This window comes from Pseudomonas sp. 05N36 (genome assembly GCF_056397385.1).
Genome location: NZ_JBFTNH010000019.1, coordinates 22,378 through 45,654, shown reverse-complemented (window position 1 = coordinate 45,654; position 23,277 = coordinate 22,378). Strand labels below are relative to the sequence as shown.

21 protein-coding genes are annotated in these 23,277 nt (G+C 59.8%); 7 read left to right on the top strand and 14 right to left on the bottom strand.

Going from position 1 to position 23,277, the window contains the following annotated elements:
• Positions 1-13 precede the first annotated feature (13 nt).
• Positions 14-868, bottom strand: coding sequence for a LysR substrate-binding domain-containing protein (locus tag AC1DIH_RS21720; protein ID WP_477773235.1), 855 nt, complete (start codon positions 866-868; stop codon positions 14-16).
• A 107-nt stretch (positions 869-975) separates the two neighbouring features.
• On the opposite strand from AC1DIH_RS21720, the gene AC1DIH_RS21715 reads away from it, so the two are divergent.
• Complete coding sequence (locus AC1DIH_RS21715) at positions 976-1,617, top strand: FMN-dependent NADH-azoreductase (RefSeq protein WP_477773234.1); 642 nt, start codon at positions 976-978, stop codon at positions 1,615-1,617.
• A gap of 31 nt (positions 1,618-1,648) precedes the next feature.
• Here AC1DIH_RS21715 and AC1DIH_RS21710 read toward each other — a convergent pair whose 3' ends face one another.
• The 4 genes from AC1DIH_RS21710 to AC1DIH_RS21695 all read right to left on the bottom strand — a co-directional run bounded on the left by AC1DIH_RS21710 (position 1,649) and on the right by AC1DIH_RS21695 (position 5,683).
• Positions 1,649-3,235, bottom strand: a complete 1,587-nt coding sequence (locus tag AC1DIH_RS21710) for a DHA2 family efflux MFS transporter permease subunit (RefSeq protein WP_477773233.1) — start codon at positions 3,233-3,235, stop codon at positions 1,649-1,651.
• Positions 3,232-4,329 carry an HlyD family secretion protein gene (locus AC1DIH_RS21705; protein ID WP_477773232.1) on the bottom strand — a complete coding sequence of 366 codons (1,098 nt, stop codon included), beginning with the start codon at positions 4,327-4,329 and terminating at the stop codon, positions 3,232-3,234. Before AC1DIH_RS21705 ends, AC1DIH_RS21710 begins: the two co-directional genes overlap by 4 nt.
• Before the next feature lie 96 nt (positions 4,330-4,425).
• Positions 4,426-4,839, bottom strand: coding sequence for a cupin domain-containing protein (locus tag AC1DIH_RS21700; RefSeq protein WP_477773231.1), 414 nt, complete (start codon positions 4,837-4,839; stop codon positions 4,426-4,428).
• An 82-nt stretch (positions 4,840-4,921) separates the two neighbouring features.
• Positions 4,922-5,683 carry an SDR family oxidoreductase gene (locus AC1DIH_RS21695; protein ID WP_477773230.1) on the bottom strand — a complete coding sequence of 254 codons (762 nt, stop codon included), beginning with the start codon at positions 5,681-5,683 and terminating at the stop codon, positions 4,922-4,924.
• Positions 5,684-5,941: 258 nt separating this feature from the next.
• Here AC1DIH_RS21695 and AC1DIH_RS21690 point away from each other — a divergent pair, with 258 nt between their 5' ends.
• Positions 5,942-7,540, top strand: a complete 1,599-nt coding sequence (locus AC1DIH_RS21690; RefSeq protein ID WP_477773229.1) for a winged helix-turn-helix domain-containing tetratricopeptide repeat protein — start codon at positions 5,942-5,944, stop codon at positions 7,538-7,540.
• A 520-nt stretch (positions 7,541-8,060) separates the two neighbouring features.
• On the opposite strand, the gene AC1DIH_RS21685 is transcribed toward AC1DIH_RS21690, so the two are convergent.
• Positions 8,061-8,990, bottom strand: coding sequence for a LysR family transcriptional regulator (locus tag AC1DIH_RS21685; RefSeq protein WP_477773228.1), 930 nt, complete (start codon positions 8,988-8,990; stop codon positions 8,061-8,063).
• Between the two features lie 141 nt (positions 8,991-9,131).
• Here AC1DIH_RS21685 and AC1DIH_RS21680 point away from each other — a divergent pair, with 141 nt between their 5' ends.
• The 3 genes from AC1DIH_RS21680 (at position 9,132) to AC1DIH_RS21670 (ending at position 11,889) form a co-directional block, all read left to right on the top strand.
• Entirely contained in the window at positions 9,132-10,589 is a 1,458-nt protein-coding gene (locus AC1DIH_RS21680; RefSeq protein WP_477773288.1) for an MFS transporter, read from the top strand.
• A gap of 94 nt (positions 10,590-10,683) precedes the next feature.
• The gene (locus AC1DIH_RS21675) at positions 10,684-11,535 is read left to right on the top strand and encodes a CAP domain-containing protein (protein ID WP_477773227.1); all 852 of its coding nucleotides are present in this window, start codon (positions 10,684-10,686) and stop codon (positions 11,533-11,535) included.
• Between the two features lie 144 nt (positions 11,536-11,679).
• Positions 11,680-11,889, top strand: coding sequence for a DUF1059 domain-containing protein (locus AC1DIH_RS21670; RefSeq protein ID WP_054598376.1), 210 nt, complete (start codon positions 11,680-11,682; stop codon positions 11,887-11,889).
• 105 nt (positions 11,890-11,994) lie between these two features.
• Here the strand turns inward: AC1DIH_RS21670 and AC1DIH_RS21665 are convergent, their stop codons facing one another.
• Positions 11,995-13,095 (bottom strand): polyamine ABC transporter substrate-binding protein, encoded by a 1,101-nt coding sequence (locus AC1DIH_RS21665; protein WP_477773226.1) that lies wholly within the window; start codon positions 13,093-13,095, stop codon positions 11,995-11,997.
• Positions 13,096-13,206: 111 nt separating this feature from the next.
• Positions 13,207-14,022 carry a carbon-nitrogen hydrolase family protein gene (locus tag AC1DIH_RS21660; protein ID WP_477773225.1) on the bottom strand — a complete coding sequence of 272 codons (816 nt, stop codon included), beginning with the start codon at positions 14,020-14,022 and terminating at the stop codon, positions 13,207-13,209.
• 229 nt (positions 14,023-14,251) lie between these two features.
• Between AC1DIH_RS21660 and AC1DIH_RS21655 the strand changes: the two genes are divergently transcribed.
• Positions 14,252-14,932 (top strand): glutathione S-transferase family protein, encoded by a 681-nt coding sequence (locus AC1DIH_RS21655; protein ID WP_477773224.1) that lies wholly within the window; start codon positions 14,252-14,254, stop codon positions 14,930-14,932.
• Between the two features lie 382 nt (positions 14,933-15,314).
• Here AC1DIH_RS21655 and AC1DIH_RS21650 read toward each other — a convergent pair whose 3' ends face one another.
• From AC1DIH_RS21650 to AC1DIH_RS21635, 4 genes are all read right to left on the bottom strand, one after another.
• A complete protein-coding gene (locus AC1DIH_RS21650; protein WP_427545011.1) occupies positions 15,315-15,770 on the bottom strand; it encodes a type VI secretion system amidase immunity protein Tai4 in 456 nt (151 codons plus the stop codon).
• Positions 15,770-16,270 (bottom strand): type VI secretion system amidase effector protein Tae4, encoded by a 501-nt coding sequence (locus tag AC1DIH_RS21645; RefSeq protein WP_427545010.1) that lies wholly within the window; start codon positions 16,268-16,270, stop codon positions 15,770-15,772. The genes AC1DIH_RS21650 and AC1DIH_RS21645 overlap by 1 nt, the downstream gene beginning before the upstream one ends.
• Positions 16,271-16,596: 326 nt before the next feature.
• A complete protein-coding gene (mqo, locus tag AC1DIH_RS21640) occupies positions 16,597-18,246 on the bottom strand; it encodes a malate dehydrogenase (quinone) (RefSeq protein ID WP_477773223.1) in 1,650 nt (549 codons plus the stop codon).
• Positions 18,247-18,561: 315 nt separating this feature from the next.
• Complete coding sequence (locus AC1DIH_RS21635) at positions 18,562-19,443, bottom strand: LysR family transcriptional regulator (RefSeq protein WP_477773222.1); 882 nt, start codon at positions 19,441-19,443, stop codon at positions 18,562-18,564.
• Between the two features lie 112 nt (positions 19,444-19,555).
• Between AC1DIH_RS21635 and AC1DIH_RS21630 the strand changes: the two genes are divergently transcribed.
• Positions 19,556-20,575 carry an SDR family oxidoreductase gene (locus AC1DIH_RS21630; protein ID WP_477773221.1) on the top strand — a complete coding sequence of 340 codons (1,020 nt, stop codon included), beginning with the start codon at positions 19,556-19,558 and terminating at the stop codon, positions 20,573-20,575.
• A gap of 23 nt (positions 20,576-20,598) precedes the next feature.
• Here AC1DIH_RS21630 and AC1DIH_RS21625 read toward each other — a convergent pair whose 3' ends face one another.
• On the bottom strand, positions 20,599-22,128 hold the full coding sequence (locus tag AC1DIH_RS21625) for a sensor domain-containing diguanylate cyclase (RefSeq protein ID WP_477773220.1): 1,530 nt from the start codon (positions 22,126-22,128) through the stop codon (positions 20,599-20,601).
• Positions 22,129-22,368: 240 nt separating this feature from the next.
• Entirely contained in the window at positions 22,369-23,238 is an 870-nt protein-coding gene (locus tag AC1DIH_RS21620) for an AraC family transcriptional regulator (RefSeq protein ID WP_477773219.1), read from the bottom strand.
• Positions 23,239-23,277 lie beyond the last annotated feature (39 nt).

Genomic DNA, 23,277 nt, shown 5'->3' with positions numbered 1-23,277 from the left:
GAGGCAAAGACGCTCAAGCCCTCCTCGTGGAGCAATACTCCACAATGAGCTGAGTAACCGCCGCCACAATCGCCTGATCCGCTTCAGGCGAGGTGAACAACCGAAACTGCACATCCGGTAAATCCGGTAACCCTTGTTCGGCCCCAAGAGCCACCAGTCCTTGCCCCAACTGACTGAGCGGCATGGGCGCGACCGCGAAGCCTGCAAGCGCCGCCGCCCGCAACCCGGCAGCGCTGCTGCATAACATCGCCGTGCGTTGGGCGATGCCTGCCTGGGCCAGCCGCGTCAGCGCTGTCTCTCGATAAGGGCACGGCTCGGGGAACAGGGCCAGCGGCAACGGCGTCGGTAATTGGGTAACGGGTTGCGCTGACCAGGCCCACACCAGCGGCTCTTGCCACAGCAGCAGCCCCGCTTCGCTGGTTTCGCATAGAGAGCCGATGACCAGTTCCAGATGGCCTTGCTTCAACAGGTTCAGCAACGTGCCAGGAATGCCTACCTGCACGTCGATTTCCAGGCCCGGGTACTGCGCCGCGAAATCCTGAAAAGTGCGCAATAACCGCGATTCGACAAAATCCTCGGACACCCCGATCCGCAGCCGTCCGTGAAACGCCGTGCGCGTCAGTTCTGCCCAGGCATCACGATTCAGCGCAAGGATCGTGCGCGCATAAGAGACCAGGCGTTCGCCATCGGGAGTCAATTGCTGGGAGCGGGTGGTGCGCGTCAACAGCGGTTTACCAATCTGCTCTTCCAATCGCCGCACGTGACCACTGACCGCAGACTGAGTGAGGTGCAGCTTCTGGGCGGCACGGCTGAAGCCTTCTTCATCGACGACAGTGACAAATGTCTTGAGCAGCAACGTATCGAACATAGTTTTATTCGTGATCAATGACTTATGTATTTACGATTTATATTTCAAATCCAACTATGTTGCAATGCGCCCTCCTAGCCTATCTCCCCCACTACTCGAGGCGCGTCATGACGACTCTTCTGCATATTGAATGTTCCCCGCGCAAGCAGCGCTCGGCCTCCCTTGAAGTCGCCCGCAGCTTTATTGCGCGTTACCAGGAACACGCCCCGGACACCGAAATCATCACGCTCGACCTTTGGAGCATGGCGTTACCGGAATTCGATGATCTGGCCATGGAGGCCAAATACGCCGGGCTCAATGGCACGCCCCTGACCCCGGCACAACAAGATGCCTGGAACACGCTGAAAGAGCTGGCAAGTCACCTGCACCGCTCGGATGTGCTGGTGATGTCCGTACCGCTGTGGAATTTCAGCATCCCGTACAAACTCAAGCACTTCATCGACCTGGTGTCGCAGAAAGACATCCTGTTCAGCGTTGACGCCGAGCGCGGCCTGGAAGGCATGCTGGTCAACAAAACCGCGGTGGTGATGTACGCCCGTGGCCTGGATTTTTCGGCGCAGTCGAGTACGCCGGCAACACGCTTCGACTTTCAGAAGCCCTATGTTGAAGCCTGGCTGAAGTTTGTCGGCGTGACGGATGTGCATTCGGTGATCGTGGAGAAAACCATCCTGGGCGAAGACGTTGATCGCAGCGCGCGTGAGGCCGCGACTCAGCAGGCCAGGAGATTGGCAGACGGTATTTGTCGCTGACGTTTCAAGGGCTCGGTTGGTGTGGGCTGTCTCACGCGACAGCTCGCGCTTTCGCGTATCGCACCAGGCCGATCTTGATGCCAATCAGTATGGGCGCGGCGACGACAAACAGCAGGGCCACGGCGTAGAACGCGGTGTCGAAGGCAATCACCGTGGCCTGACCTGACACGACCTTGCCCAAGAGGCTCGTCGCTGCCCTGCCAGCGGCCACTTGATCGATCCCCTTCCCCGCCAACATCGCCGTGGTGGTCGTCAGCCGTTCGATGAGCGCGTTTCCCCCGGGGGTGACGTTGGCGCCGAGGGCCGCGACATTGATGACGATGTGATGGTCGATCAGGGTCTGGAGCCCGGCGACGCCCATTAAGCCACCCAATTGACGCCCGGTATTGAACAACCCGATGCCGAAGGCGAGGTTGCGGCTGTTGAGGTCGCTGAAGGCGATCAGCGTAATTGACAGAAACAGGAAGCCAAGGCCCAGGCCGCGCAACAGGATAGGCGCCATCATGTCACCGGCGCCGCTGTCGCTGGTGGAGCCGGACAGCATCCACATCGCCCCCATGATCAGCAGGATGCCAAAGGGCACTGTCGCAACCGGTGGAACGCGGCGCACTTTGATAAAAAAGGCAGCGATGAGCAGCGAGCCGACAAACAAACCGCCACTGGGCAGCAGGAGCAAGCCGGCGTCGGTCGGGGTGAACGCCAGCACCGACAGGGCGAATGCCGGAATCAGAAATGCGCTGCCGAACAAGGCGGCACCAGCGACAAAGCTGACGATAAAGGCAAAGGTAAAATCACCCGATTTGAACACCGTGAAATCGAATAGCCCCGGGCCTTTGGCCAACGCTTGTTGGCCGAAAAATGCCAGCAGCGCGGCGGCGCCGATCATTGTCAGCATCAGGATCCGAGGTTCCTCGAACCAGTCCCATCGGCTGCCTTGGCTGAGCACGTAGGTGAAACAGAACAAGGTGGCCGAGATCAGGGAGAAGCCGAGCCAGTCAAAGGGGCGCTGCCGGACTTGGGCAGGCGATGGGCCGTCTGCAATGAGCAAAAGACCCGCCGCCGCCAGGGCCAGCGGTACCACGCTGAAAAAAATCCAGGTCCAGGACTGACTGTCGATCAACCACCCTTGAAGGGCTGGGGCAATAGTCGCTGGCGCGACCACCGAGCCCATGGCAAACAGGGCTTGAAGAATCGGCTGAAAGGCTCGCGGCCAGGCACGAAAAATCATCGCCTGGCCCGCCACCAGCAGGGTGCCACCGGCGAAGCCTTGAATGATCCGAAGCGCGATCAGCAGGTCCAGTCGAGCGATGATGGCGGCCATGCAGCACGCCAGGCCCATGGCCAGGGTTGAGCCGATGATCAGGTTACGCGCAGAAAAACGCTGCATCAGCCATGGGGCCATGATGAAGCCGATCAGCTTGAGCGTGGTGTAGCCGACATCCAGCCAGGCGAATTCATCAGGTGTTGCATAGGTGTCGCCGATGATATCGCCGCGCCCGATCGATAGAACGGTGCCAGCGATCGCTTCCGTCAGTGTGGCCAGCACGACGCCCACGATGAGCAGGATGCCAGTCGTAGCCTTGGCGCCGCTCGGCGTTGCGCTGGCAAAGGTGTTCATGAGCCGCCCCCTTGCGTCACCTCCACCCGCGCGGACAGACCTGGCACGATGCGCCCCGGCAGCGGATTGTCGGCCAGCCGGATCTTGACCGGAACCCGCTGCACGACACGGACAAAGTTCCCGGTTGCGTTGTCAGGCGGCAGCAAGCTGAACGCCGCCCCACTCCCCGGCGCAAAGCTGTCGACCACGCCTTCAAGTGCCGTGTTGGGGTAACCATCGACCGTGATACGCACGCGCTGTCCGCGGCGAATATGTTCGAGCTGGGTTTCCTTGAAATTGGCCACGACCCACACATCATTGACCGGCACGATATCGAGCATGGAAACGCCCGGCGTCACGAGCCGGCCGACACGAACCTGGCGGTTACCGACGACGCCATCCACTGGCGCGCGTACCACGGTGTAGTCAAGATCGATTTGGGCGAGATCGCGCGCAGCCTGTGCTTGCGACACGGCTGCCACGGCAGCCTCTCGCTCGACCACATAGACGGCGATGTGTTGTTGTTGCGCCTCGACCGTTGCCGAAGCGGCCGATACCGACGCCTCGGCTCTGGAACGCGCCGTGCCGGTTTCATCGAACAAGGCCTGGCTCACCGCGTTACTGACGATCAGTTTGCGACTGCGATCGTGGGTCTTGGTTGCCAGATCCATGTCGGCGCTGGCTGAACGTCTTTGAGCTTCGGCCTGCCGAATCAACGCACGCTGAAGCTGGGTCTGCGCATCGACATGGGTCAGGCGAGCCTTTGCAGCGCTGACATTAGCCTCTGCTTGCGCAAGCTTTGCGCGATAGTCCCGGTCATCGATACGAAACAGGACGTCACCCGCCCGGACGGTCTGGTTGTCCACGACCTCTACCGCAGTGACATAGCCGGCCACCTTTGCGGCGAGTGAGGTCACGTCACCGCGAACATAGGCGTTATCGGTCGAGGTTGTGCCGCTCGAAACAGCCATGATCCCCCAGGCAGCCACGACCACCACCGCGCCGACGCACAGCAGTATGCCGATTGTCTTGCGCGTGCTTCGCCGCGCCACTACGACGGGGGGCCCGGCGATTGCCCCGGTGGCAATGGCGGCCGTGTCCTGGAGCGAGTTCATTTTTTCATTTCCTGTTCAATGCCATGCACTACAGCAGCCCCGGGCGACAGTGGCCTGCCGCCCGGCTGTCGAGCATTTATGAGCGCGTTGATCGGCTCACTTTTTGACAGGTGTGACGAGTGTCTTTTCGTCGCTGTCGAGGACGAACACGGCCAACAGGCGTGCAGGTTCGGTGTTGCTGGCGTTGGCGCTGACTTCGTGCACGGAACCCGGTTCCTCTACGAAGTTTTCGCCGACGTGGTAGATCTTTTCCGGCTGGCCTTTGACTTTGATACGAAACGCGCCCTCCAGGACCGTTGCATAGATGAAGGCCGTTTTTGGATGGGTGTGGGACGGCGACGCGGCGCCCGGCCCATACTCGACGACCACACCCTTCATGCTCTTGCCAGGGATGTTGGGAATGGGACGGTCAAACACGACTGTCACCTTGGCAGCAGGCGGCTCAGCGGCCGACGCTGCGCTGATCGACAGTGCTGCGAAAGCAGCGGCTAAGAGAAATCGGGCAACCATGGCAATACTCCTTCGTGTGCAGGGGTTATGACGGCGCGCCCCACTACCGGGGCGGCGCCTTCGTGAGTTGTCCCTGGAGGCCTCAGCGGCCCGCTTCGGCCGAAGACTGGCTGAGCCAGTCTTCGAAACGGATCGCGCCCAGGCGCGGGTTCTTGCCGGGGGTCAGCGATCGATCGTCAAGCACGGCGCCGTAGTAGCGTGCGTGTACGTCCGGTACGACCGGGCGAGTATCCTGAGTGGCCCGCAGAAAACGCCTGATCAACTCGTCGAGCGGCATGGCCTCGGGCCCCGCGACTTCGACCGTGCCATTGGCCGGCGCTGCAAGCACGACGTCGGTAAGTGCCGCCACCACGTCGTCGGACGCTATCGGCTGGATCAGCGCCGGCGAAACGCAAAGCTCTTCGCCGACGGTAAACGATTGGGCAATGCCGCCGACAAATTCGAAGAACTGTGTGGCACGCAAAATAGAGTAAGGAATGCCGGATGCCTTGATGAGGTTTTCCTGCGCGACCTTGGCCCGGAAATAGCCGTTCTCTGGAAGCCGTTCGCTCCCGACAATCGACAGGGCAACGTGATGGCGAACCCCGGCAGCCGCTTCGGCGGCCAGCAGGTTACGGCTCGACGTTTCGAAAAACTCGAGGACGGCCTGGTCCTCCCACGACGGCGCGTTCGCCACGTCGACGACGATGTCGGCACCATCCATCGCTTGGGCCAGGCCGTCGCGAGTGATGCTGTTTACGCCCGTGCTGGGGCTGGCAGCGAGCACGTCATGGCCGCGCTCGCGGAGGTTCTTCACAAGTTTCGATCCGATGAGGCCGGTGCCTCCGATGACGACGATCTTCATGGGCTTTCTCCACGTGTCGACTGCAACCATTGCGTCGGTGTAAGAGGAGATTGCCTGCACGCGTGAGCGTAGTCCTTGTGCCTGCTGTGGTTTTCCCTCCACGAACGCTTGGTTTTACGTCCAAAGACCCCGCTGTCCGCCGCCGTCTCTGCCACAGACGGTGCGGCGGGTTTAGCGCTGCCGTATCATCAAATCAAATACTAATCGCCAGTCGCCCGGGACACGGAGTTGAGGGCGCTTCGCCAGGAGAACCTCACTTTGCCATTCGTGTTTGAAGACTACGTGCTCGATGAGGAGCGCCGGGAACTCACCTTGCGCGGGCAAACCGTGGCCGTCGGACCGCAGGTTTTCGATCTATTGCTGCTGTTCGTCAACAACCCCGATCGGGTCGTCAGCAAAGACGACCTGCTCAAAGCAGTGTGGAGCGGTCGGATCGTCTCGGAATCGACGATCACCAGTCACATCAACGCGGTGCGCAAGGCCATCGGCGATACGGGTGAGGAACAGCGCCTGGTGCGCACCGTCGCCCGCAAGGGCTACCGCTTTGTCGGCCAGATCAAGGTCGGCGAGATCGGCGAAGCGCAACAGCCTGACCAGCCTGCCATCGACGAACACGCGCACACAGCCCCGAAGGAAATGCCCTCCTCCTCGCTCGTCCTCCCGGACAAACCCTCGATTACCGTCTTGCCCTTCCAGAATTTGAGCGGCGATCCGGAGCAGGAATATTTCGCTGACGGCATCGTCGAGGACATCATCGCTGCCCTGTCGCGTATCCGCTGGCTGTTCGTCATCGCGCGCAATTCGAGCTTCACCTACAAGGGCCGGACGGTGGACGCCAAGGGCGTCAGCCAGGAGCTGGGCGTTCGCTATGTGCTGGAAGGCAGCGTGCGCAAGTGCGGGAACAAGGTACGCATCACCGGGCAGCTCATCGACGCGACGAGCGGGACGCATATCTGGGCGGAGCGCTTCGAAGGCATGCTCAACGACATCTTCGAGCTGCAGGATCAAGTCGCCGAAAGCGTCGTCGGAGCCATCGCACCGCAGCTCGAACGGGCAGAAATCGAACGTGCCAAACGCAAACCGACGGAAAGCCTGGACGCCTACGACTACTACCTGCGCGGAATGGCAAAACTGCACAACGGCACCCGGGAAGCCCTCGACCAGGCGCTGCCGTTGTTCTACAAGGCCATCGAACTCGATCCGGAATTTGCATCGGCCTATGGCATGGCAGCCTGGTGCCACTTCTGGCGCAAGCTGAATGGCTGGATGACCGATCGTACGCAAGAGATCGCTGAGGGCGTACGGCTTGCGCGTTTGGCGGTGACGCTTGGCCGGGATGATGCAGTCGCGTTGACGCGAGGCGGACATGCATTAAGCCATCTCACCGGCGATGTTGACGGCGGCATTGCATTGCTCGACAGGGCACGTCTGCTCAACCCCAACCTCGCCCCCGCCTGGTACCTGGGCGGTATCCTGCGCACGCTGCGCGGTGAAACAGACGCCGCCATCGAGCAGCTTACCCATGCCATTCGCTTGAGTCCGCTGGATCCGGAAATGTTCAGGATGCAGGTCGGAATGGCGCTCGCGCATTTCTTTGCCGGGCGCTTCGATCTCACGACGGACTGGGCGGAAAAGGCGCTGGGCAACCTGCCCAGTTTCCTCGCCCCGGTGGCCTTGGTGGCGGCCAGTCATGCCCTCAGCGGACGAATGGATAAAGCGCGGCTGGCGATGCAGCGTCTTCGCGATCTGGATCCCTCTTTGCGTATCTCCAACCTGAAAGACTGGATACCCATCCAACGGCACGAGGATTCCACGCGCTTCGCCGATGGACTACGGTTGGCCGGGTTACCCGAGTGACCGTGGAACGGCTCCAATATCCCGGATAGATTATTTGCCGGTACCAACCTTCGTAACGTTTCGCCCGGGAGGTTGCCTGCAAAACTCCAAGGGCTGACCTTTCCATCCGCCCAGCCATAAGCGATGCACATGGGCCGAAGGCGCCAAAAATCTCCGGCTGGCGATAGCATTTTTCCATCCTGCCGCTCTCTTCCTTGAAGGCAATCGGTCTAAAAAAGCCCGGCCAGCGCTTTGGAGTTTTTGCTATCCTGAAACTGTAGGTGAAGACGCAGACTGATGCGCAAGAGGATAGCAAGGAAACGTGGGGCGACGTTCCGAAGGGTACACGGTTAGAAAGATCTCCGCGCTGAGATCCAGCCCTTATGCCGTGTGAAGCAGAAGAGCACTTTTTTGTTCCCATGCAATTCTGTGAGAGGCCTGATAAACCTTGTAAGCCGGGGACCAGCGCCGGCCACCTACTCGATTTTCAAAGCCCGCCTTGTGCGGGCTTTTTCGTACCCGCTGGCGCAAACCTTGTCCCCTATTCAACCTCGCTCGCGCCCAATGTCTCCTCTTTGCCCGGCTGCGCGCACACCTCCCGAAGGCACCCGCGCAACCAGCGATGCGCCAGGTCGGCATCCAGCCGTGGATGCCAGAGCATTGAGACGGTAAACGTCGGCAGGCTGAGTGGAAGCGCAAAGCTGTGCATGCCGGCGCGCAGGTTTTCGGTGTGCCGCTGCGGAACGCTGGCGATCAGGTCGCTGGCCCGGGCGAGCGCCACTGCGGTCGAAAAGCCGCCGACGATGGTTACCACTTCCCGCGCAAGCGCCAGCGACTTCAGGGCTTCATCGATCGGGCCCTTGTCGAGCCCCCGCCGGGAAACGTAAATGTGCCTGCCCGCCGCGTAACGAGCCGGCGTGATCTCGCCTTGGCTCAGCGGATGTCCCTTTCGCACAACGCCAATGAAACGGTCCCTGAACAGAGCCTGCGTACGCACCTCAGGGCCTTCACTTTTCCCCACCACCCCCGTTTCCAGATCGACGCTCCCGTCGCGAAGTGGCGTGCTGTCTTTATCGGGTTTCTGCACGAACCGCAGCCGCACACCGGGTGCTTGCTCGCCGACGCGTGCAATCAGCTGCGCGCCGAAACTCTCGACAAAACCTTCACTGGTACGCAGCGTGAACGTGCGGACCAGCTGTTTGAGGTTGAGTGTTTCAGCCGGGCGCAGAACCGCCTCGGCATCCTGCACCAGCTGACTGACCTGCTCGCGCAGTTCGAGTGCTCTCGGGGTGGGCACAAGACCGCGTCCGGCCCTGACCAGCAGCGGATCGCCGGTGGTTTCGCGCAGGCGCGCCAGCGCCCGGCTCATCGCCGACGGGCTCAGCCGCAAGCGCTTCGCAGCGCGTGCCACGCTGCCTTCTGCGAGCAGCACATCAAGGGTGACCAGCAAGTTGAGATCGGGTGTCGACATGGATCGCCCCTGGAATGGCGTGAGGGTGACAAGGCGTTATATGCACGAATCAAGTGCAAATGGTGCGTCTTCCGCCATGTTATGCGCCGGCGTAGATTTCTGACAGCTCCGTTTCGGAAGTCGCCAAACAAAGGGAACATGATGAAGCCAATCAGTGCAGCACGAGATGAAGCCGTCGCCGGCAGCGCACCACGAGTACCCTCGGTTCGCTGGGCGCTCGCCAGCCTTTCGTTATCCATGTTGCTGTCCTCGCTCGGCACCAGCATCGCCAATGTCGGCTTGCCGACGTTGGCACAGGCGTTCAACGCCTCCTTCCAGGAGGTCCAGTGGATCGTCCTCGCTTACCTCCTCGCCATCACCACCCTGATCGTCAGCGTCGGACGCCTCGGTGACATCACCGGCCGTCGACGGCTGCTACTGGCCGGTATTTTCTTGTTCACGCTGGCCTCGGCCTTGTGCAGCGTCGCGCCCACGCTCTGGCTGCTGATCGCCGCCCGGGCGCTGCAAGGCCTCGGCGCGGCCATCATGATGGCCCTGACCATGGCCTTTGTCGGCGAGACGGTTTCGAAGGCAAAGACCGGTAGCGCCATGGGCTTGCTCGGGACGATGTCTGCGATTGGCACCGCGCTGGGGCCGTCGCTCGGCGGCGTGCTGATCGCCGGCCTCGGCTGGCAGGCGATCTTCCTGATTAGCGTACCGTTGGGCATCCTGACGTTTCTGCTCGCGCATCGTTACCTGCCCGCCGATCGCCAAGCGCCGAAGCCTGAGCGCGCTGGCTTTGATCCGTTGGGTACCTTGCTGCTGGCGCTGACGCTGGCGGCTTATGCACTGGCCATGACGATTGGGCGCGGCAGTTTCGGTCCACTCAATGTGGCCCTGCTGATGGCGGCGGCCTTCGGTGTCGGCCTCTTCGTGCTTGCCGAAGTGCGCGTTGCCTCACCGTTGATTCGATTGGCGATGTTCCGCGATCCGGTGCTGAGCGGGAGTCTCGCCATGAGTGCGCTGGTCTCGACGGTAATGATGGCGACGCTGGTGGTCGGGCCGTTTTATCTCTCGCATGCCCTCGGGCTTGATGCCGCTTTTGTCGGGCTGGCCTTGTCGGTCGGACCGATTTTCGCGGCGCTGACCGGGGTGCCCGCGGGTCGCCTGACCGACCGTTTTGGCGCGCAACGCATGACCGTCTTCGGGCTGATCGCAGTGGCGAGCGGTTGCCTCATGCTCTCGCTGATACCGGAGACGCGCGGGATCGCCGGCTACATCGCCCCGATGGTCGTCATCACCATTGGCTACGCACTGTTCCAGACGGCCAACAACACCGCGATCATGAGCGATATTCGCCCGGACCAGCGCGGCGTTATCTCCGGCATGCTCAACCTGTCGCGGAATCTGGGGCTGATCACCGGTGCGTCCGCGTTGGGTGCGGTGTTCGTGCTTGCATCGGCAACAAACGACATCACCACGGCCCCCCCCGAGGCCGTTGCCAGCGCTATGCGGATCACCTTCGCCGTCGCCCTGGCGCTGATCGCCGCAGCGCTCGTCATCGCGCAGGGAAGCCGTGCTCTGGCAATGCGCTCTACACTGCCTGGAGACGTCTCATGACGCGGAAAACAAAATTGGCTTCAGCCTAAAAAGGCATTGCGCTGGGTGGGGCTAATTCGCGCATCATGAGCGCAGTCAGCTCAAGGAGAGTTCCATGCGCGTCCTGTCATCCGTTATGCGTCTTGCCACGTTGTCGCTGGGGCTGGTGTTCGCCGCCAGTGCCGTGGCCACCGAAGAGTCGCAGCTGGTCGAGTCGATCAACACCTACCGCAGCCAGGTGCAGCGCTGCGCCAGCCTGGTGTCTCAGGAATTACCACCGCTCGCGGCCGATCCGCGCCTGATCCTGCCCGGCAGCAATATCGGCGACCTGCAGCAGGCGCTGGCGCGTACGGCTTATCCGATGGTCAGCGTACAGGCGATCACCTTGTCCGGCCCGCGAGATGCGCCATCGGCCATGAAGGCCGTACGGGAGAGCTTTTGCCAGGTCGTGCTGGACCCGCAATTCGTCGATATCGGCGTGAGCCATGAAGGAACGCTGTGGCGCATTGTGCTCGCGCGCCCACTGTTGGCCGGCCGCCTGGGCGACTGGCAGGCCGAGGGACAGAAGCTGCTCGAGATGATCAACAGCGCCCGCAAGCAAACGCGCCAGTGCGGCGCTCAACCCTTTGCCGCCACCCAGCCGCTGGCCTGGAACGCCACGCTGGCGACGGCCGCCCAGGCGCACACCCAGTCCATGGCCAATCAGAACTTCTTCGACCACAAGGACCGTGATGGCCGCACGCCCGGTGATAGGGCCGAACTGGCAGGCTACGCCGGCCAGCAGATCGGCGAGAACATCGCCGCCGGGCAAGACACCGTGCGCAAGGTGGTCGATGGCTGGCTGTCCAGCCCCGGTCACTGCGCCAACCTGATGAATCCGCAGTTCCGCGAGCTGGGCGCGGCGTACGCGGTTGATCCGAAGAGTGATGCGGGCATTTACTGGACGGCGATGTTCGGTACGCCGTAAGTACTTGGGCGATCCGGCGATCGACCTATACTGTGTGGATTACCACACTCGATGCGACGCGCATTCGTGTTCGATGGGCTGCGTGACGTGTCGAGCGGTCCGTTCACGCAGGCCCAGGCCTGCCTTCGTATGAAGGAGAACATCATGTCGCGTAAATACATCGATTGCCGTGAGTTCCCAAGCGGAATCAAGTGCTCTGTCGCACTGTCCGCTGACTCCGAAAAAGAATTGCTGGATGCCGCCGCGCAGCATGCGGTCAGTGTTCACAAGCACGTCGATTCGCCAGAACTGCGCGCGCAACTGAAGACCATGTTTCACGATGGCACGCCGCCGCTAGAAGCCCGACGCGCTTGATGCAAAAGACCACGTGGGGGATTCAGAATCGTCTGTGGGGCTCATGATGAGCCCCACAGTTTTAACGCGTCTATCGAAGCCAGTCGCCCGCCTCGCTCAACCCACTCAACTCCCGGTTTTGACCTTGCTCCAGACCCGGGTGCGCACGCGTTCCATCTTCAGCGGCAACGGCTCAAGCGGGAACAAGGTGGCCATGGTTTCCTTGGAGGGGTACACCCCGGGGTTGTCGCGCACTTTCTGCTCGACCAGTGTGGTGGCGTCCTTGTTGGCATTGGGGTAGCCCAGGTAGTTGGAGGTTTCTGCAATGACCTCAGGGCGCAGCATGTAGTTGATGAAGCTCAGGCCCTGTTGCGGATGCGGCGCGTCGTTGAGCAGCACCATGTTTTCCACCCAAACCGGCGCACCCTCACGCGGGATGCTGTAGACCAGATTGCGCACGTTACCGGCCTTCGCCGATGCCAACTGGGCGTCGTACACACCTCCCGACCAGCCGAGCACGACGCAGACATTGCCGTTGGCCAGGTCGGAAATGAATTTGGAGGAGTCGAAGTAACGGATATACGGACGGACCTTCAGTAACAGTGCTTCAGCCTTGCGGTAATCTTCCGGGTTCTGGCTGTTGTAGGGCAGCCCAAGGTAGTGCAGCGCAATCGGAATGATTTCGTTGGGCGCATCCAGCATCGCCACACCACATTGACTCAACTTGGCGACGTTTTCTTCCTTGAAGATCAGGTCCCAGGAATTGACGGGAGCATCCGTTCCCAATAACGACTTGACCTTGTCCACGTCGTACCCCACGCCGGTGGTGCCCCACAAATAAGGCGCTGCGTAGCGGTTGCCGGGATCGTTGTGTTGCACCTTGGCAAGGATCTCCGGGTCCAGGTGCGGCAGATTCGGCAACTGGCTGCGGTCCAGTTCCTTGAGCACACCCGACTTGATCAGGTTGGGCAGCAGATCGCTGCTGGCGACCACAACGTCATAGCCGCTGCGTCCGGCCATGAGTTTGCTCTGCATCACATCGCTGTTATCGAACACGTCGTAGACCGTTGCGACGCCGGTTTCCTGCTGGAAATGCTTGGTCGCATCCGGCGCAATGTAGTCATACCAGTTATAGATAGAGACGTTCGGTTCAGCGGCTTCAACGCAGGTCATACCCAGGCTGAGCAAAGAGGCTACAACCAGTTGCAAGCTACACAGAGGTTTCATCGGAAGACTCCAAAGCGATCGCGCGATCATCGACGAATGAGCGCGGCGTCTGCTGTTATTTGATTGTTATGGCAGCACCAAAATCGACTTAAGGTTCAAGCAATACAGCTGTCAGGGAATCAGCAGTTCATGCCGGCCATCGGCAAGCGCACTCTGCTCGCCAACGAGTTGCAAACGACGATCCTTGAGGTAGTCATACTCCTTGCGAGCCGTTTGCAGCAGTTCGAAATCCAGCTCGATCACCTGCCGGCACTCTTCACGCCCGGCTTCGAACAACAGGCGCCCCGTCGGGTCGACCACCGCGCTTGCACCGGCAAACACCAACCCTCCATCCCCTGCACCACAGCGGTTGACCATGACCGCAAAGGCCTGGTTTTCCTGGGCCCGGGCCATGATCGCAGTGCGATGCACGGGGCCGTAGGGGTCCATGTTGCCGTTAGTGACCAGGATCAGATCCACGCCCAACTGACCCAAGGCTCGCGCCGCTTCCGGCAGCTCGATGTCGTAGCAAATCAACAGCCCCACCCGCACGCCGTTCCACAGTGCCGTGGCAAAGCGATCCCCAGGCTGGAACAGGCCACGCTCCGAGGGCCACAAGTGCGTCTTGCGATAACTCAATGCCACGCCTTGCGGTGTCAGCAGCAGCGAGGTGTTGAAAAAGTGTTCGCCGTCGCGCTCGGCCAACCCCACCACCACCGCTACATCGCGCTCGCGCAGCGCACGCAGAACCGCCTGCACGGTAGGCCCGTCAATGGGTTCGGCCACGCGGTGCAGTTGCTCGGCGCTGGCAAACCCCATCAGTTGAGTCTCGGGGAACACCAGTAAATCAGTATCAGGCGCGCAGGTCTCGATGGCCTCCAGGGTTCGCTTGAGGTTATACGCCGTGTCGCCATCGCGACCGGCCAGCTGTACCAGTTCAATCTTCATGGGTTTTCCTTCGAGGTAATAGCGGACGCTACGCCGCCAGACTCAACAGCCCAAACAGGCTGGAGCGGAGTATGAAGTGCGCATGAGAGCAACGTAATGACGTCGATGGGGTACCCCGAGAGGGGTAGAAAGGGGTATCGGAGGCCATCTGTCGTGGCGGCTGGCGATCCCCTCCGAGCCGTCATTCCAGCGACTATGATGAGGGGCAACACCACTGAGGAGTTGAACGATGTCGCTGACTCTTTACTACCATCCGCTGTCGTCGTACTGCCATAAAGTGCTGATCGCGCTTTATGAAAACACTACCGAATTCGAAAAGCGGATCATCGACCTGACAGACGATGCTGACCGCGCGGAACTTCAAGCCCACTGGCCGCTGGTCAAGTTCCCGGTCATCAGTGACCACCTGCGCCAACGCGCTCTGCCGGAGGCCACGATCATCATCGAGTACCTGGATCACTACTATCCGGGTGAGCAACCGTTGGTTCCGAACGATTGGGAGGCCGCGCTGGAGGTGCGTCTGTGGGACCGCTTTTTCGACAACTATGTGCAGGGGCCGTTGCAACAGATTGTCGCTGACCGCCTGCACGGCACCAACGCTGATTTGAGCAAACAACGCTCCACGCTGGAGACGGCCTACGCCATGCTCGAGCATCGAATGGCATCGCGAATCTGGGTGGCCGGCGAGGACTTCAGCCTGGCCGATTGCGCCGCCACCCCGGCGCTTTTCTACGCCAGCACGCTCGTGCCGTTCCCGAGCGAATTCAAGCACTTGAGTGCCTATTTCGACCGGTTGACGCGCAGACCGTCCATCCAGCGAGTCATCGACGAAGCCCGGCCTTACTTTTCGCTCTACCCGTTTGCGGACGCCATTCCCAAGCGCTTTCGCCAGGCACCGGACATCACTTGAGGAGCGGATACAAGCCCCGGCGACACTCGACTAACGGTACTTGAGCGCACGTACCCACCTTCCTACGATAGTTTTACGCAACTGTTAAATGCTCCAACAGTTGCGTAGGTGGTGAGTGATCTGAACCCCTATCAAGCTCACCACTTGCTTCACGTGCATCTTGAGCCTCTGGGCTCTACTTCCTCCCCATCAAAGAGCTTTGAGGCTCTTTTTTTGTCTGAAAAACCCAAAAGCCGTTACGCGACCTGTAGCAGCTGGCGAAGCCTGCTGCTACAGGGAATGTGTCGGGTGAGAAATCCGTTCACTTGCCGACTGGGTCAAAGTAACCGCCTCGCGAAGTCGAACGGCCGAGCGGTTACTCATCGTCAATCGCGGTGCAGGGTCAATCCTTTTGGGTTCGTGGCGGGTTGTCCTGACGATAGGTATGCTGAGGATTGATGACCAATTGCCTGACCTGACTGTCCAGCTCTTTGCTGTGATAAAGGTCCAGGCATTTGAGCAGTTCAAAGCGAACGCCTTGACGCTCTGATTCGACCAGTGGGTTGTGATAATCACGAGCCAGAAACTGGTCAATCAGAGGTCTACCGGCTTGAGGTGCTTGCTCCAGATCGAAATAGGTCCAGTCCATAAGCGCACTGGCACTGCTTCCGGCATCCTGGGCGGCTTTAGGTTCGCTCTTGTAGGCGGTAGCGATGCAATCTGCCAGTACCATATCCTTGTAGTTTTGCGCGTAGGTGCGTTCGCCTGCCTGCGGAGAGTGTGTCGGATCATCCTTGGACCAACTGTTGGAAGGTGCGGCTGCCCAAGCCAGTACCAAGACCGCAGTTAAATATTTCATCAGGACAAACTCCAGAAGTTTGCGCGGTCGGTTTGATAGTTCACACCTGGCTCATTGAAATAGCAGTGGTCATAACACATCCTGCCGTCAAACAATGTGGCATGCCCCTGAGCGTCCGACCAGCCAGAAACCTCAAACAGAATCAGTCCCTTCCTGCCCGCCAGGGGGCCGCCATCTGCGGCCGGGAAACTGACGGTCTCGGCACTTCCCCATTGCTGCTCCAGATAGGCAATCAGGCTTTTGACGCGATAGAAGTACCAGCGCTTGTCAGCGCCAGACACGGTTTCGCCAACTATTCTCGGTATGAGTGAGCCTGAGTAATTAAGGATATAGCTCATGCGCACTGCGCACGTGTTGATCCACCTTAGGGCTGGATCACGGCTGTTAATGTTCATTGCAACATTGCCGCCGATGACTGTCGCCACTTTTTCAGATGGATTGAGGGTGTCGTAAATCCGTTGAGAGGCCGCCCACGCGCTGGAAAATGAGGGTCGAATCATGTTTCATCCTTGATTTTAGGGAGCAGAAAAACGTAGCAGCTTAATCCTTCATGCTTGAGGTGACGATGGTGGCACGCGCCGCTCAACAGGACCTCATACTTCGGCCCTTGGCGTTACGACCACCGGGGGAACTGAACGGTGTACATCTGAGTAGGCAGCCAAAGCCCGAAATCATGTCCTGGCTTTGCGGCGCTGGGTAGATGACTTGGCCGGACGCATACGAACAAACGCCAGAAACGATAAAGCCCGGCACGAGTCCGGGCTTTATCGTTTCTGATCGGTCCAGCGCGCAAGCCCCGCCAAACAGTGTTTGGCGGGGCTTCGTCTTACAGGGCCATATCAGACGCTGGATTGCTTTCTTTCTGTGGTTGCGCTGGAGCTGGAGCGGCTGGTTGCGCGGCCGCAGCCTTGCCAATCACAGGCGGTGTGGCAAGTTGCAGGACTTGACTGGTGTACGTCCATTCCTGGTAAACACGCTCAGGACTGTCGTTCAGCTTGGTCCCGTAACTCGGGATGATCTGGTGCAGCTTTTCCTGCCAGGCCGGGGTTGCGACCTTGTCCTTGAAGACCTTCTCAAGCACGCCCAGCATGATCGGAGCCGCGGTGGACGCACCTGGCGATGCACCCAGCAGGCCGGCAATGCTGCCGTCCTGGGAGCTGACGATCTCGGTGCCCAGTTTCAGGACGCCGCCCTTCTCTTCATCACGCTTGATGATCTGAACGCGCTGGCCGGCTTGCCACAGGCGCCAGTCTTCCTTCTTGGCGTTCGGGAAGTATTCCTTCAGGGCGTTCATGCGGTCGTCGTCCGACAGCATCAGCTGGCCGGCCAGGTATTCAACCAGTGGGTATTGCTCGATGCCCACCTTGGTCATTGGCCAGAAGTTGTGCGTGGTGGTGCTGGTCAGCAGGTCGAAGTAGGAACCTTCTTTCAGGAACTTCGTGGAGAAGGTCGCGAATGGGCCAAACAGGATAACGCGCTTGCCATCGAGCACGCGGGTATCCAGGTGCGGAACCGACATCGGCGGTGCGCCAACCGACGCCTTGCCGTAGGCCTTCGCCATGTGCTGTTCAGCGATCGCCGGGTTATCGGTCACCAGGAACGAGCCGCCGACCGGGAAGCCTGCATACTCTTGTGCTTCAGGGATGCCCGACTTCTGCAGCAGATGCAGTGCACCGCCGCCCGCGCCGATGAACACGAATTTGGCGTCGGTCTGGGTTTCGGAACCGTCTTTCAGGTTCTTGTAGGAAACACGCCAGCTGCCATCTTCATTGCGCTTGATGTCTTCCACTTCGCTCGAAAGCTTCAGTGCGAAGTTCGGCTTGGTTTGCAGGTAGCCGACGAACTGGCGGGTGATCTCGCCGAAGTTCACGTCTGTACCAATCGGAGTCCAGGTTGCCGCAACCTTTTGATTCGGGTCACGGCCTTCCATCATCAACGGAACCCATTTCTTGATCTGCTCTGGGTCTTCCGAGTACTGCATGCCGGCAAACAGCGGGCTCGCTTGCAGGGCTTCGTAGCGTTTCTTCAAGAACTGGATGTTGTCATCGCCCCACACAAAGCTCATGTGCGGAGTGGAGTTGATGAACGAATGGGGATTCTTCAACACGCCATTCTTGACCTGCCAGGCCCAGAATTGACGCGTGATCTGGAAGCCTTCATTGATTTCAACGGCCTTGGGGATCTCGACCTTGCCATTCTTGTCTTCTGGCGTGTAGTTCAGCTCAGCCAGAGCAGAGTGACCGGTGCCGGCGTTGTTCCAGCCGTTCGAGCTTTCCTCGGCGACGCCATCAAGACGTTCAACCATCTCCATGGACATGCCAGGCTCAAGCTCATTGAGATAAACGCCCAAGGTCGAACTCATGATGCCGCCGCCGATGAGGAGCACATCGACTTTCTTTGTTTCAGCTGCGTGCAAAGGCATGAGGACCATCGACATGGCCAGGCCGAGTAGCCCTGTGTTGACTTTTTTTAACATTCAGTAATACCTAGGATAGAACGCCATCCACCCACCACTCTTGATCATGAGACGCCCAGGCTCACCGCATGCAATGCCGCATGCCCTCGAACCCTGTACTCAGAAAGACTGATGGGTAGACATATAAGACCGACAGACACCATCGGTCTCACGTTTAGGCCCCTCCCGCGCTGACTTTTTATTAGTCATTGGCTTCAGCTACTCGGGTGACACTAATTCTGTTTTTAAAATATCGGACGCAGAAATGAACAGACGTGCGTCCAGAGCGCGACATTCTACCTCAGTGTGCCGAATCGACGAAGACGCAAAAATTTCTCATTCTTCGACAACTGCGGCACAAAGGGCCTCGCGCAGCACCTGTTCCAAAATGGCAAAAAAAACTTTGATGTGGGCCTGCTTCAACGCTTGCGGCCGGGTCACCAGATAGACCTCCATATCCGGCAGCTGGATATCCGGAAACACCGCGATCAGGTCCTTGGCCAGAATACGCGGCAGCACTGCGACGCCCATCCCTCGCCTTACCGCTTCGATCTGTGCGGCGAACGAATTCACTCTGATCTGCGCACGCTCCAGCCCCGCGGCCCTTGCCGCACGCATTTGCGGCAACATGTCCAGCGGCGGGAGCAAGGCAATATTCACCGCGGTGACCGGAGTCACGGCTGGAAAGCGCTTCAGATAGGCCGCACCAGCGAAGACGCCATAAGCGAGCTTGCCCATGGGTCGATAAACCAGCGACGGCTCGCCCAGGTGCGCTGTGCGGATAGCGATATCCGCCACGCCGCGGACGATCTTGTGAAAGTCGGCGGTGACCAGCAACTCCACCGAGCAGCGCGGATGCACAGACGTAAAGCGATGCGCGGCCTCCAGCACACAAGACGAAAATCCTTCGCCAACGCTGACCAGAACACTGCCGCTAAGCTCGGTCGGCAATTGCGATGCGCCGGCAGCAGCCTGACGCCTCAAGCCCTCCTCCGCGGCCAAGGCAACTTCAACCAGGGATTGGCCCCGCGAGGTCAGCCAGCAGCCTTCAACCCCACGCTCGACGAGTGGCTCGCCGAGTGAACCTTCAAGCTGAGTGATCCGTCGGGACACCGTCGACGCCGCGATGCCCAGCAATTGGCCGGCCTGAAGAAAGCTGCCACGTCGCGAGACGGCCAACAACAGACGCAGATCGTCCCAATTCGCTTCTGAACTCATGTACATGCCCGCTGCTTTGCAAATGTGCAAAACCATTATGCAGCAGTCGCTGTTTTTCGGGAGCGACGACGACGGTATATCTACCCGCTTTAGTCAATGTAAGGGATGACACATGCGCAGTACATTCGTCACCGGCGCAACCGGTTTGCTGGGCAACAACCTTGTGCGTGAACTGGTCGCCGGTGGCTACGAGGTCAAGGCCCTGGTTCGTTCACGAGCCAAAGGCGAACAACAGTTCAAAGATCTTCCGGGCGTGAGACTGATCGTGGGTGACATGGCCGATGTCGATGCCTTCGCCGCTTCGATGCAAGGCTGCGATACGCTGTTTCACACGGCGGCGTTCTTTCGCGACAACTACAAGGGCGGCAGCCACTGGGAGGAACTCGAAAGGATCAACGTGACGGGCACACAGCGTCTGCTTGAGCACGCCTACGCTGCCGGTGTCCGCCGTTTCATCCACACCTCGTCCATTGCGGTGCTCGACGGTGCTCCCGGCACATCGATCGACGAGACGTGCCTGCGCGATGAAGCCGATGCGGATGACTACTATCGCAGCAAGATCCTCGCTGACCGTGTCGTGTTGTCGTTCCTGGAAGACCATCCCGACCTGCATGCCTGCATGGTCCTGCCCGGCTGGATGTGGGGCCCTGCCGATAGTGGGCCGACTTCCTCGGGGCAGTTACTCAACGACGTCGTGCGCAATAAGCTGCCCGGGCTGGTTCCCGGCAGTTTTTCTGTCGTCGATGCCCGCGATGTGGCATTGGCGCAAATTGCCGCAGCGCAGCACGGGCGACGTGGCGAACGTTACCTGGCGGCGGGACGCCACATGACCATGGCAGAGTTGGTGCCCTTGCTGGGCAAGATCGCGGGCGTCAAGACACCGCTGCGGCAATTGCCGCTGTCGTTGCTGTACGCCTTGGCGTTTACACAAGAGCTCTATGCGCGCCTGACCGGCAAGCCGATTCTGCTGAGTATGGCGACCGTGCGCCTGATGGTGCGCGAAGCCGGGCGCACGCATTTCAACCCTGACAAGAGCAAACAAGAGCTTGGCCTACGGTTTCGCCCCGTCGAACAGACGCTTACCGACACGCTGGCCTGGTACCGCGATCATGGCTGGTTTGAAAAGCCCTAGCGCTGCACTCGCGCCATCGCGGATCAGGCAGATTCACCTTGCACGCCAACAGCGGCGACACTCAGGCGATTTCTGCCCTGCGACTTGGCCAAATACAGTGCGCGGTCGGCCAGATCGATCAGGGCCTTTTCATCATGCTCGCTATCGTAGGCGGTAAAAGTCGCCAGCCCCAGGCTGGCGGTCACGCTACCGAAAGGGCTCGACAGGTGTTCAAGTCGCGCCTGTGCAATGCCGAGGAGAATGGCCTCGGCAACCGAGCGGGCACCCGACTCGTCTGTGTTGGGCATCACCACAGCGATTTCTTCACCGCCGTAGCGGGCGGTCATGTCCGCTGGACGGCGCACGCACTGCTTGATCGACTGGCTGATGATGCGCAGGCATTCATCTCCGGCGAGATGCCCATAGTGATCGTTGTAACGCTTGAAAAAATCCACATCGATCAGGATCAGCGACAAAGGACTTCGCTGGCGCTTGGCGCGCTTGAACTCGATATCCAGAAACTGATCGAAATGCCGGCGATTGGCAAGACCGGTCAGCTTGTCCTCGCTGGCGAGAACTTCCAGCGTCTGGTTAAGCTCGATCAGCGTAGTCTGGGTGGTTCGCAGCTCTGCCTCTGCCCGAATACGATGACTGATATCGGCAATCAATCTGCGCCCAAGCGTAATCAGGAGTCCCAGCAACACCATCACCACCGCAACCGATTGCCTGGTCTGGCTCCACCACGCTTGCATGGCCTCGTCCTGGCCCACCGCGACCGTCGTGACGAGGGGATACTGATCGCTTCTGGTGAACGCGTAGATTCGATGGATGCCATCGACGTTTGAAACAAAGTCCACGGTACCCGACGACATCTTGCGCAGGTACTCGGAAAATATCGGTGCACGAGACAGATCACGCCCGATGTCCTGCTCCTGGAAGGGATACCGCACAAGAAGACGCCCTTCGGATGAGGTCAGGCTGATCGCGCCATACTGCCCAACGGACATGGTTCGATAGAGCTTGAGGAAGTGCTCGAGACTCAAGGTGGCGGCGATCACCCCGGCAAAACTCCCGTCCGGATGATCGATGCGTCGACTGATCGAAATCACCCAGACGCCGGTGGCACGACTGAGAATCGCCGGACCGATGAAGATGCCGCGGTCCGGATTGTCACGGTGATGCTTGAAGAACGCTCGATCAGCGTGGTTGCTGTTGGGTGAGACATGCTTGTTGGTCGAGAATATCCAGTCCCCCTGAGCGTCATACAGCGCAACGCTGTTCAATTGCTTCAGTGCACCCATCTCCTGAGCGACCAGCACTTTCAGGCGTTCGAGCTGCTGCGGGCCGGTCCCGTCTTTCTCGATCCTGTCCGTCAGCCCCAGCAGTACCACTTCACTTTGCTTGAACGTGCCCTCGGTGTACGTGTTGAGTGCATTGGTCAAATTCAACGTGTCGGTTTCGATGTCACTCAGGGTGTTCTCACGGGCTGTCCAGATCTGCCAGACAGTCAGCACCACCACGGATACACACACCAGGGAGATCAGCAAAGTGGCAAGTCGAAGGTCGCGTTTCAAATGAGTACCCGGGCGGTAGAGCGCATATTGATCAAAAGCCCGCGCAGTATAAACGCCTTCGAACGGTACAAATGACTGAAATGAAAGCTATTGGCCATCTTTCTTCCACGCCAGAGCCTGCTTGCGTTGCTTCGAAGCGGTGAGAGAGTCGCCATTCAGCGGAGCCCTGAAACAGGGGCCCGCCTCTGACTCAATAGCCCAGCGACAGCACCGGGTCGAAAGCAACGTGCGCCACAACCGCTATTGCAACGGAATATAAATATCGGTCTGCCACTGATCGTGCGGTGTCTCGGGATAGACGCTCAGGTAATCGAAGTACAGCGGATGGTCACGAAGCTCCTCACCGCTGCCAGGAAGCCAGTCGCGGTAGATCGGATAGATCGTTTCGCCGATATGATCCGTCGAGCCCACGTGCCGCACCACCACGCAGCGGCCGCCAGGAATGACGAGTTCGCGCACGCCAAACGCATTCGGCGCCACGGCCTCGTGAATCTCGCCGCACATGGCGAAGCGGAACTCTTCCGGCGGTGTCGTATCGGGGTTGCCGTAGGGAATGCCAAAGGTGCGACTCGATGCCACCGGCGACTGCCCGCTCTGCGTACGCCACTCGATGAACTTGCGCACGCTCTCATTGATGAGCCCGGTTGGCCCGCAGTGCTCAAGCGCTGCGACCCTGACCTCGGAAAACTCCACGATTCGTACCTGCATGATGATGCTCCTGGAAAAATGAGGAATTGCAAACACCGCCCCCCAGACCTGCCAGTTCGGTTGCTTCCTGAACGCACTCGGCGTCATACCGAACGCCCGCCTGAACGCCCTGGAAAATGCCTCGGGACTCTCAAAACCGGCACCGAGTGCGGCGTCCAGCACCGAATGATCCGCAAGGGAGGCCAGGCAATGCGCCGCGCGTCGCAGCCGCATCAGTTGCACATAACGTGAGACCGGTACGCCCACAAACGCGGTGAATTGCCGATGGAAGTGAAATTCCGAAAAATTCGCCACACGGCTCAACGTCTTCACCGAAAGGACACCTTCGAGGTTGGCGTCAATGTAGGCGAGTACGGCGTTGAAGCGTTTCGCATAGGCGGCGTTGGTCGGCATGTCAGACACTGGATAAAGGCTCCGGGAAGTACGGTAGGCACAGGATCG

What these genes read in the sequence shown, in the direction of transcription:
- AC1DIH_RS21720 (WP_477773235.1), bottom strand. Translation starts at nt 868, where the DNA reads ATGTTCGATACGTTGCTGCTCAAGACATTTGTCACTGTCGTCGATGAA.
- AC1DIH_RS21715 (WP_477773234.1), top strand. Translation starts at nt 976, where the DNA reads ATGACGACTCTTCTGCATATTGAATGTTCCCCGCGCAAGCAGCGCTCG.
- AC1DIH_RS21710 (WP_477773233.1), bottom strand. Translation starts at nt 3,235, where the DNA reads ATGAACACCTTTGCCAGCGCAACGCCGAGCGGCGCCAAGGCTACGACT.
- AC1DIH_RS21705 (WP_477773232.1), bottom strand. Translation starts at nt 4,329, where the DNA reads ATGAACTCGCTCCAGGACACGGCCGCCATTGCCACCGGGGCAATCGCC.
- AC1DIH_RS21700 (WP_477773231.1), bottom strand. Translation starts at nt 4,839, where the DNA reads ATGGTTGCCCGATTTCTCTTAGCCGCTGCTTTCGCAGCACTGTCGATC.
- AC1DIH_RS21695 (WP_477773230.1), bottom strand. Translation starts at nt 5,683, where the DNA reads ATGAAGATCGTCGTCATCGGAGGCACCGGCCTCATCGGATCGAAACTT.
- AC1DIH_RS21685 (WP_477773228.1), bottom strand. Translation starts at nt 8,990, where the DNA reads ATGTCGACACCCGATCTCAACTTGCTGGTCACCCTTGATGTGCTGCTC.
- AC1DIH_RS21680 (WP_477773288.1), top strand. Translation starts at nt 9,132, where the DNA reads ATGAAGCCAATCAGTGCAGCACGAGATGAAGCCGTCGCCGGCAGCGCA.
- AC1DIH_RS21675 (WP_477773227.1), top strand. Translation starts at nt 10,684, where the DNA reads ATGCGCGTCCTGTCATCCGTTATGCGTCTTGCCACGTTGTCGCTGGGG.
- AC1DIH_RS21670 (WP_054598376.1), top strand. Translation starts at nt 11,680, where the DNA reads ATGTCGCGTAAATACATCGATTGCCGTGAGTTCCCAAGCGGAATCAAG.
- AC1DIH_RS21665 (WP_477773226.1), bottom strand. Translation starts at nt 13,095, where the DNA reads ATGAAACCTCTGTGTAGCTTGCAACTGGTTGTAGCCTCTTTGCTCAGC.
- AC1DIH_RS21660 (WP_477773225.1), bottom strand. Translation starts at nt 14,022, where the DNA reads ATGAAGATTGAACTGGTACAGCTGGCCGGTCGCGATGGCGACACGGCG.
- AC1DIH_RS21655 (WP_477773224.1), top strand. Translation starts at nt 14,252, where the DNA reads ATGTCGCTGACTCTTTACTACCATCCGCTGTCGTCGTACTGCCATAAA.
- AC1DIH_RS21650 (WP_427545011.1), bottom strand. Translation starts at nt 15,770, where the DNA reads ATGAAATATTTAACTGCGGTCTTGGTACTGGCTTGGGCAGCCGCACCT.
- AC1DIH_RS21645 (WP_427545010.1), bottom strand. Translation starts at nt 16,270, where the DNA reads ATGATTCGACCCTCATTTTCCAGCGCGTGGGCGGCCTCTCAACGGATT.
- mqo (WP_477773223.1), bottom strand. Translation starts at nt 18,246, where the DNA reads ATGTTAAAAAAAGTCAACACAGGGCTACTCGGCCTGGCCATGTCGATG.
- AC1DIH_RS21635 (WP_477773222.1), bottom strand. Translation starts at nt 19,443, where the DNA reads ATGAGTTCAGAAGCGAATTGGGACGATCTGCGTCTGTTGTTGGCCGTC.
- AC1DIH_RS21630 (WP_477773221.1), top strand. Translation starts at nt 19,556, where the DNA reads ATGCGCAGTACATTCGTCACCGGCGCAACCGGTTTGCTGGGCAACAAC.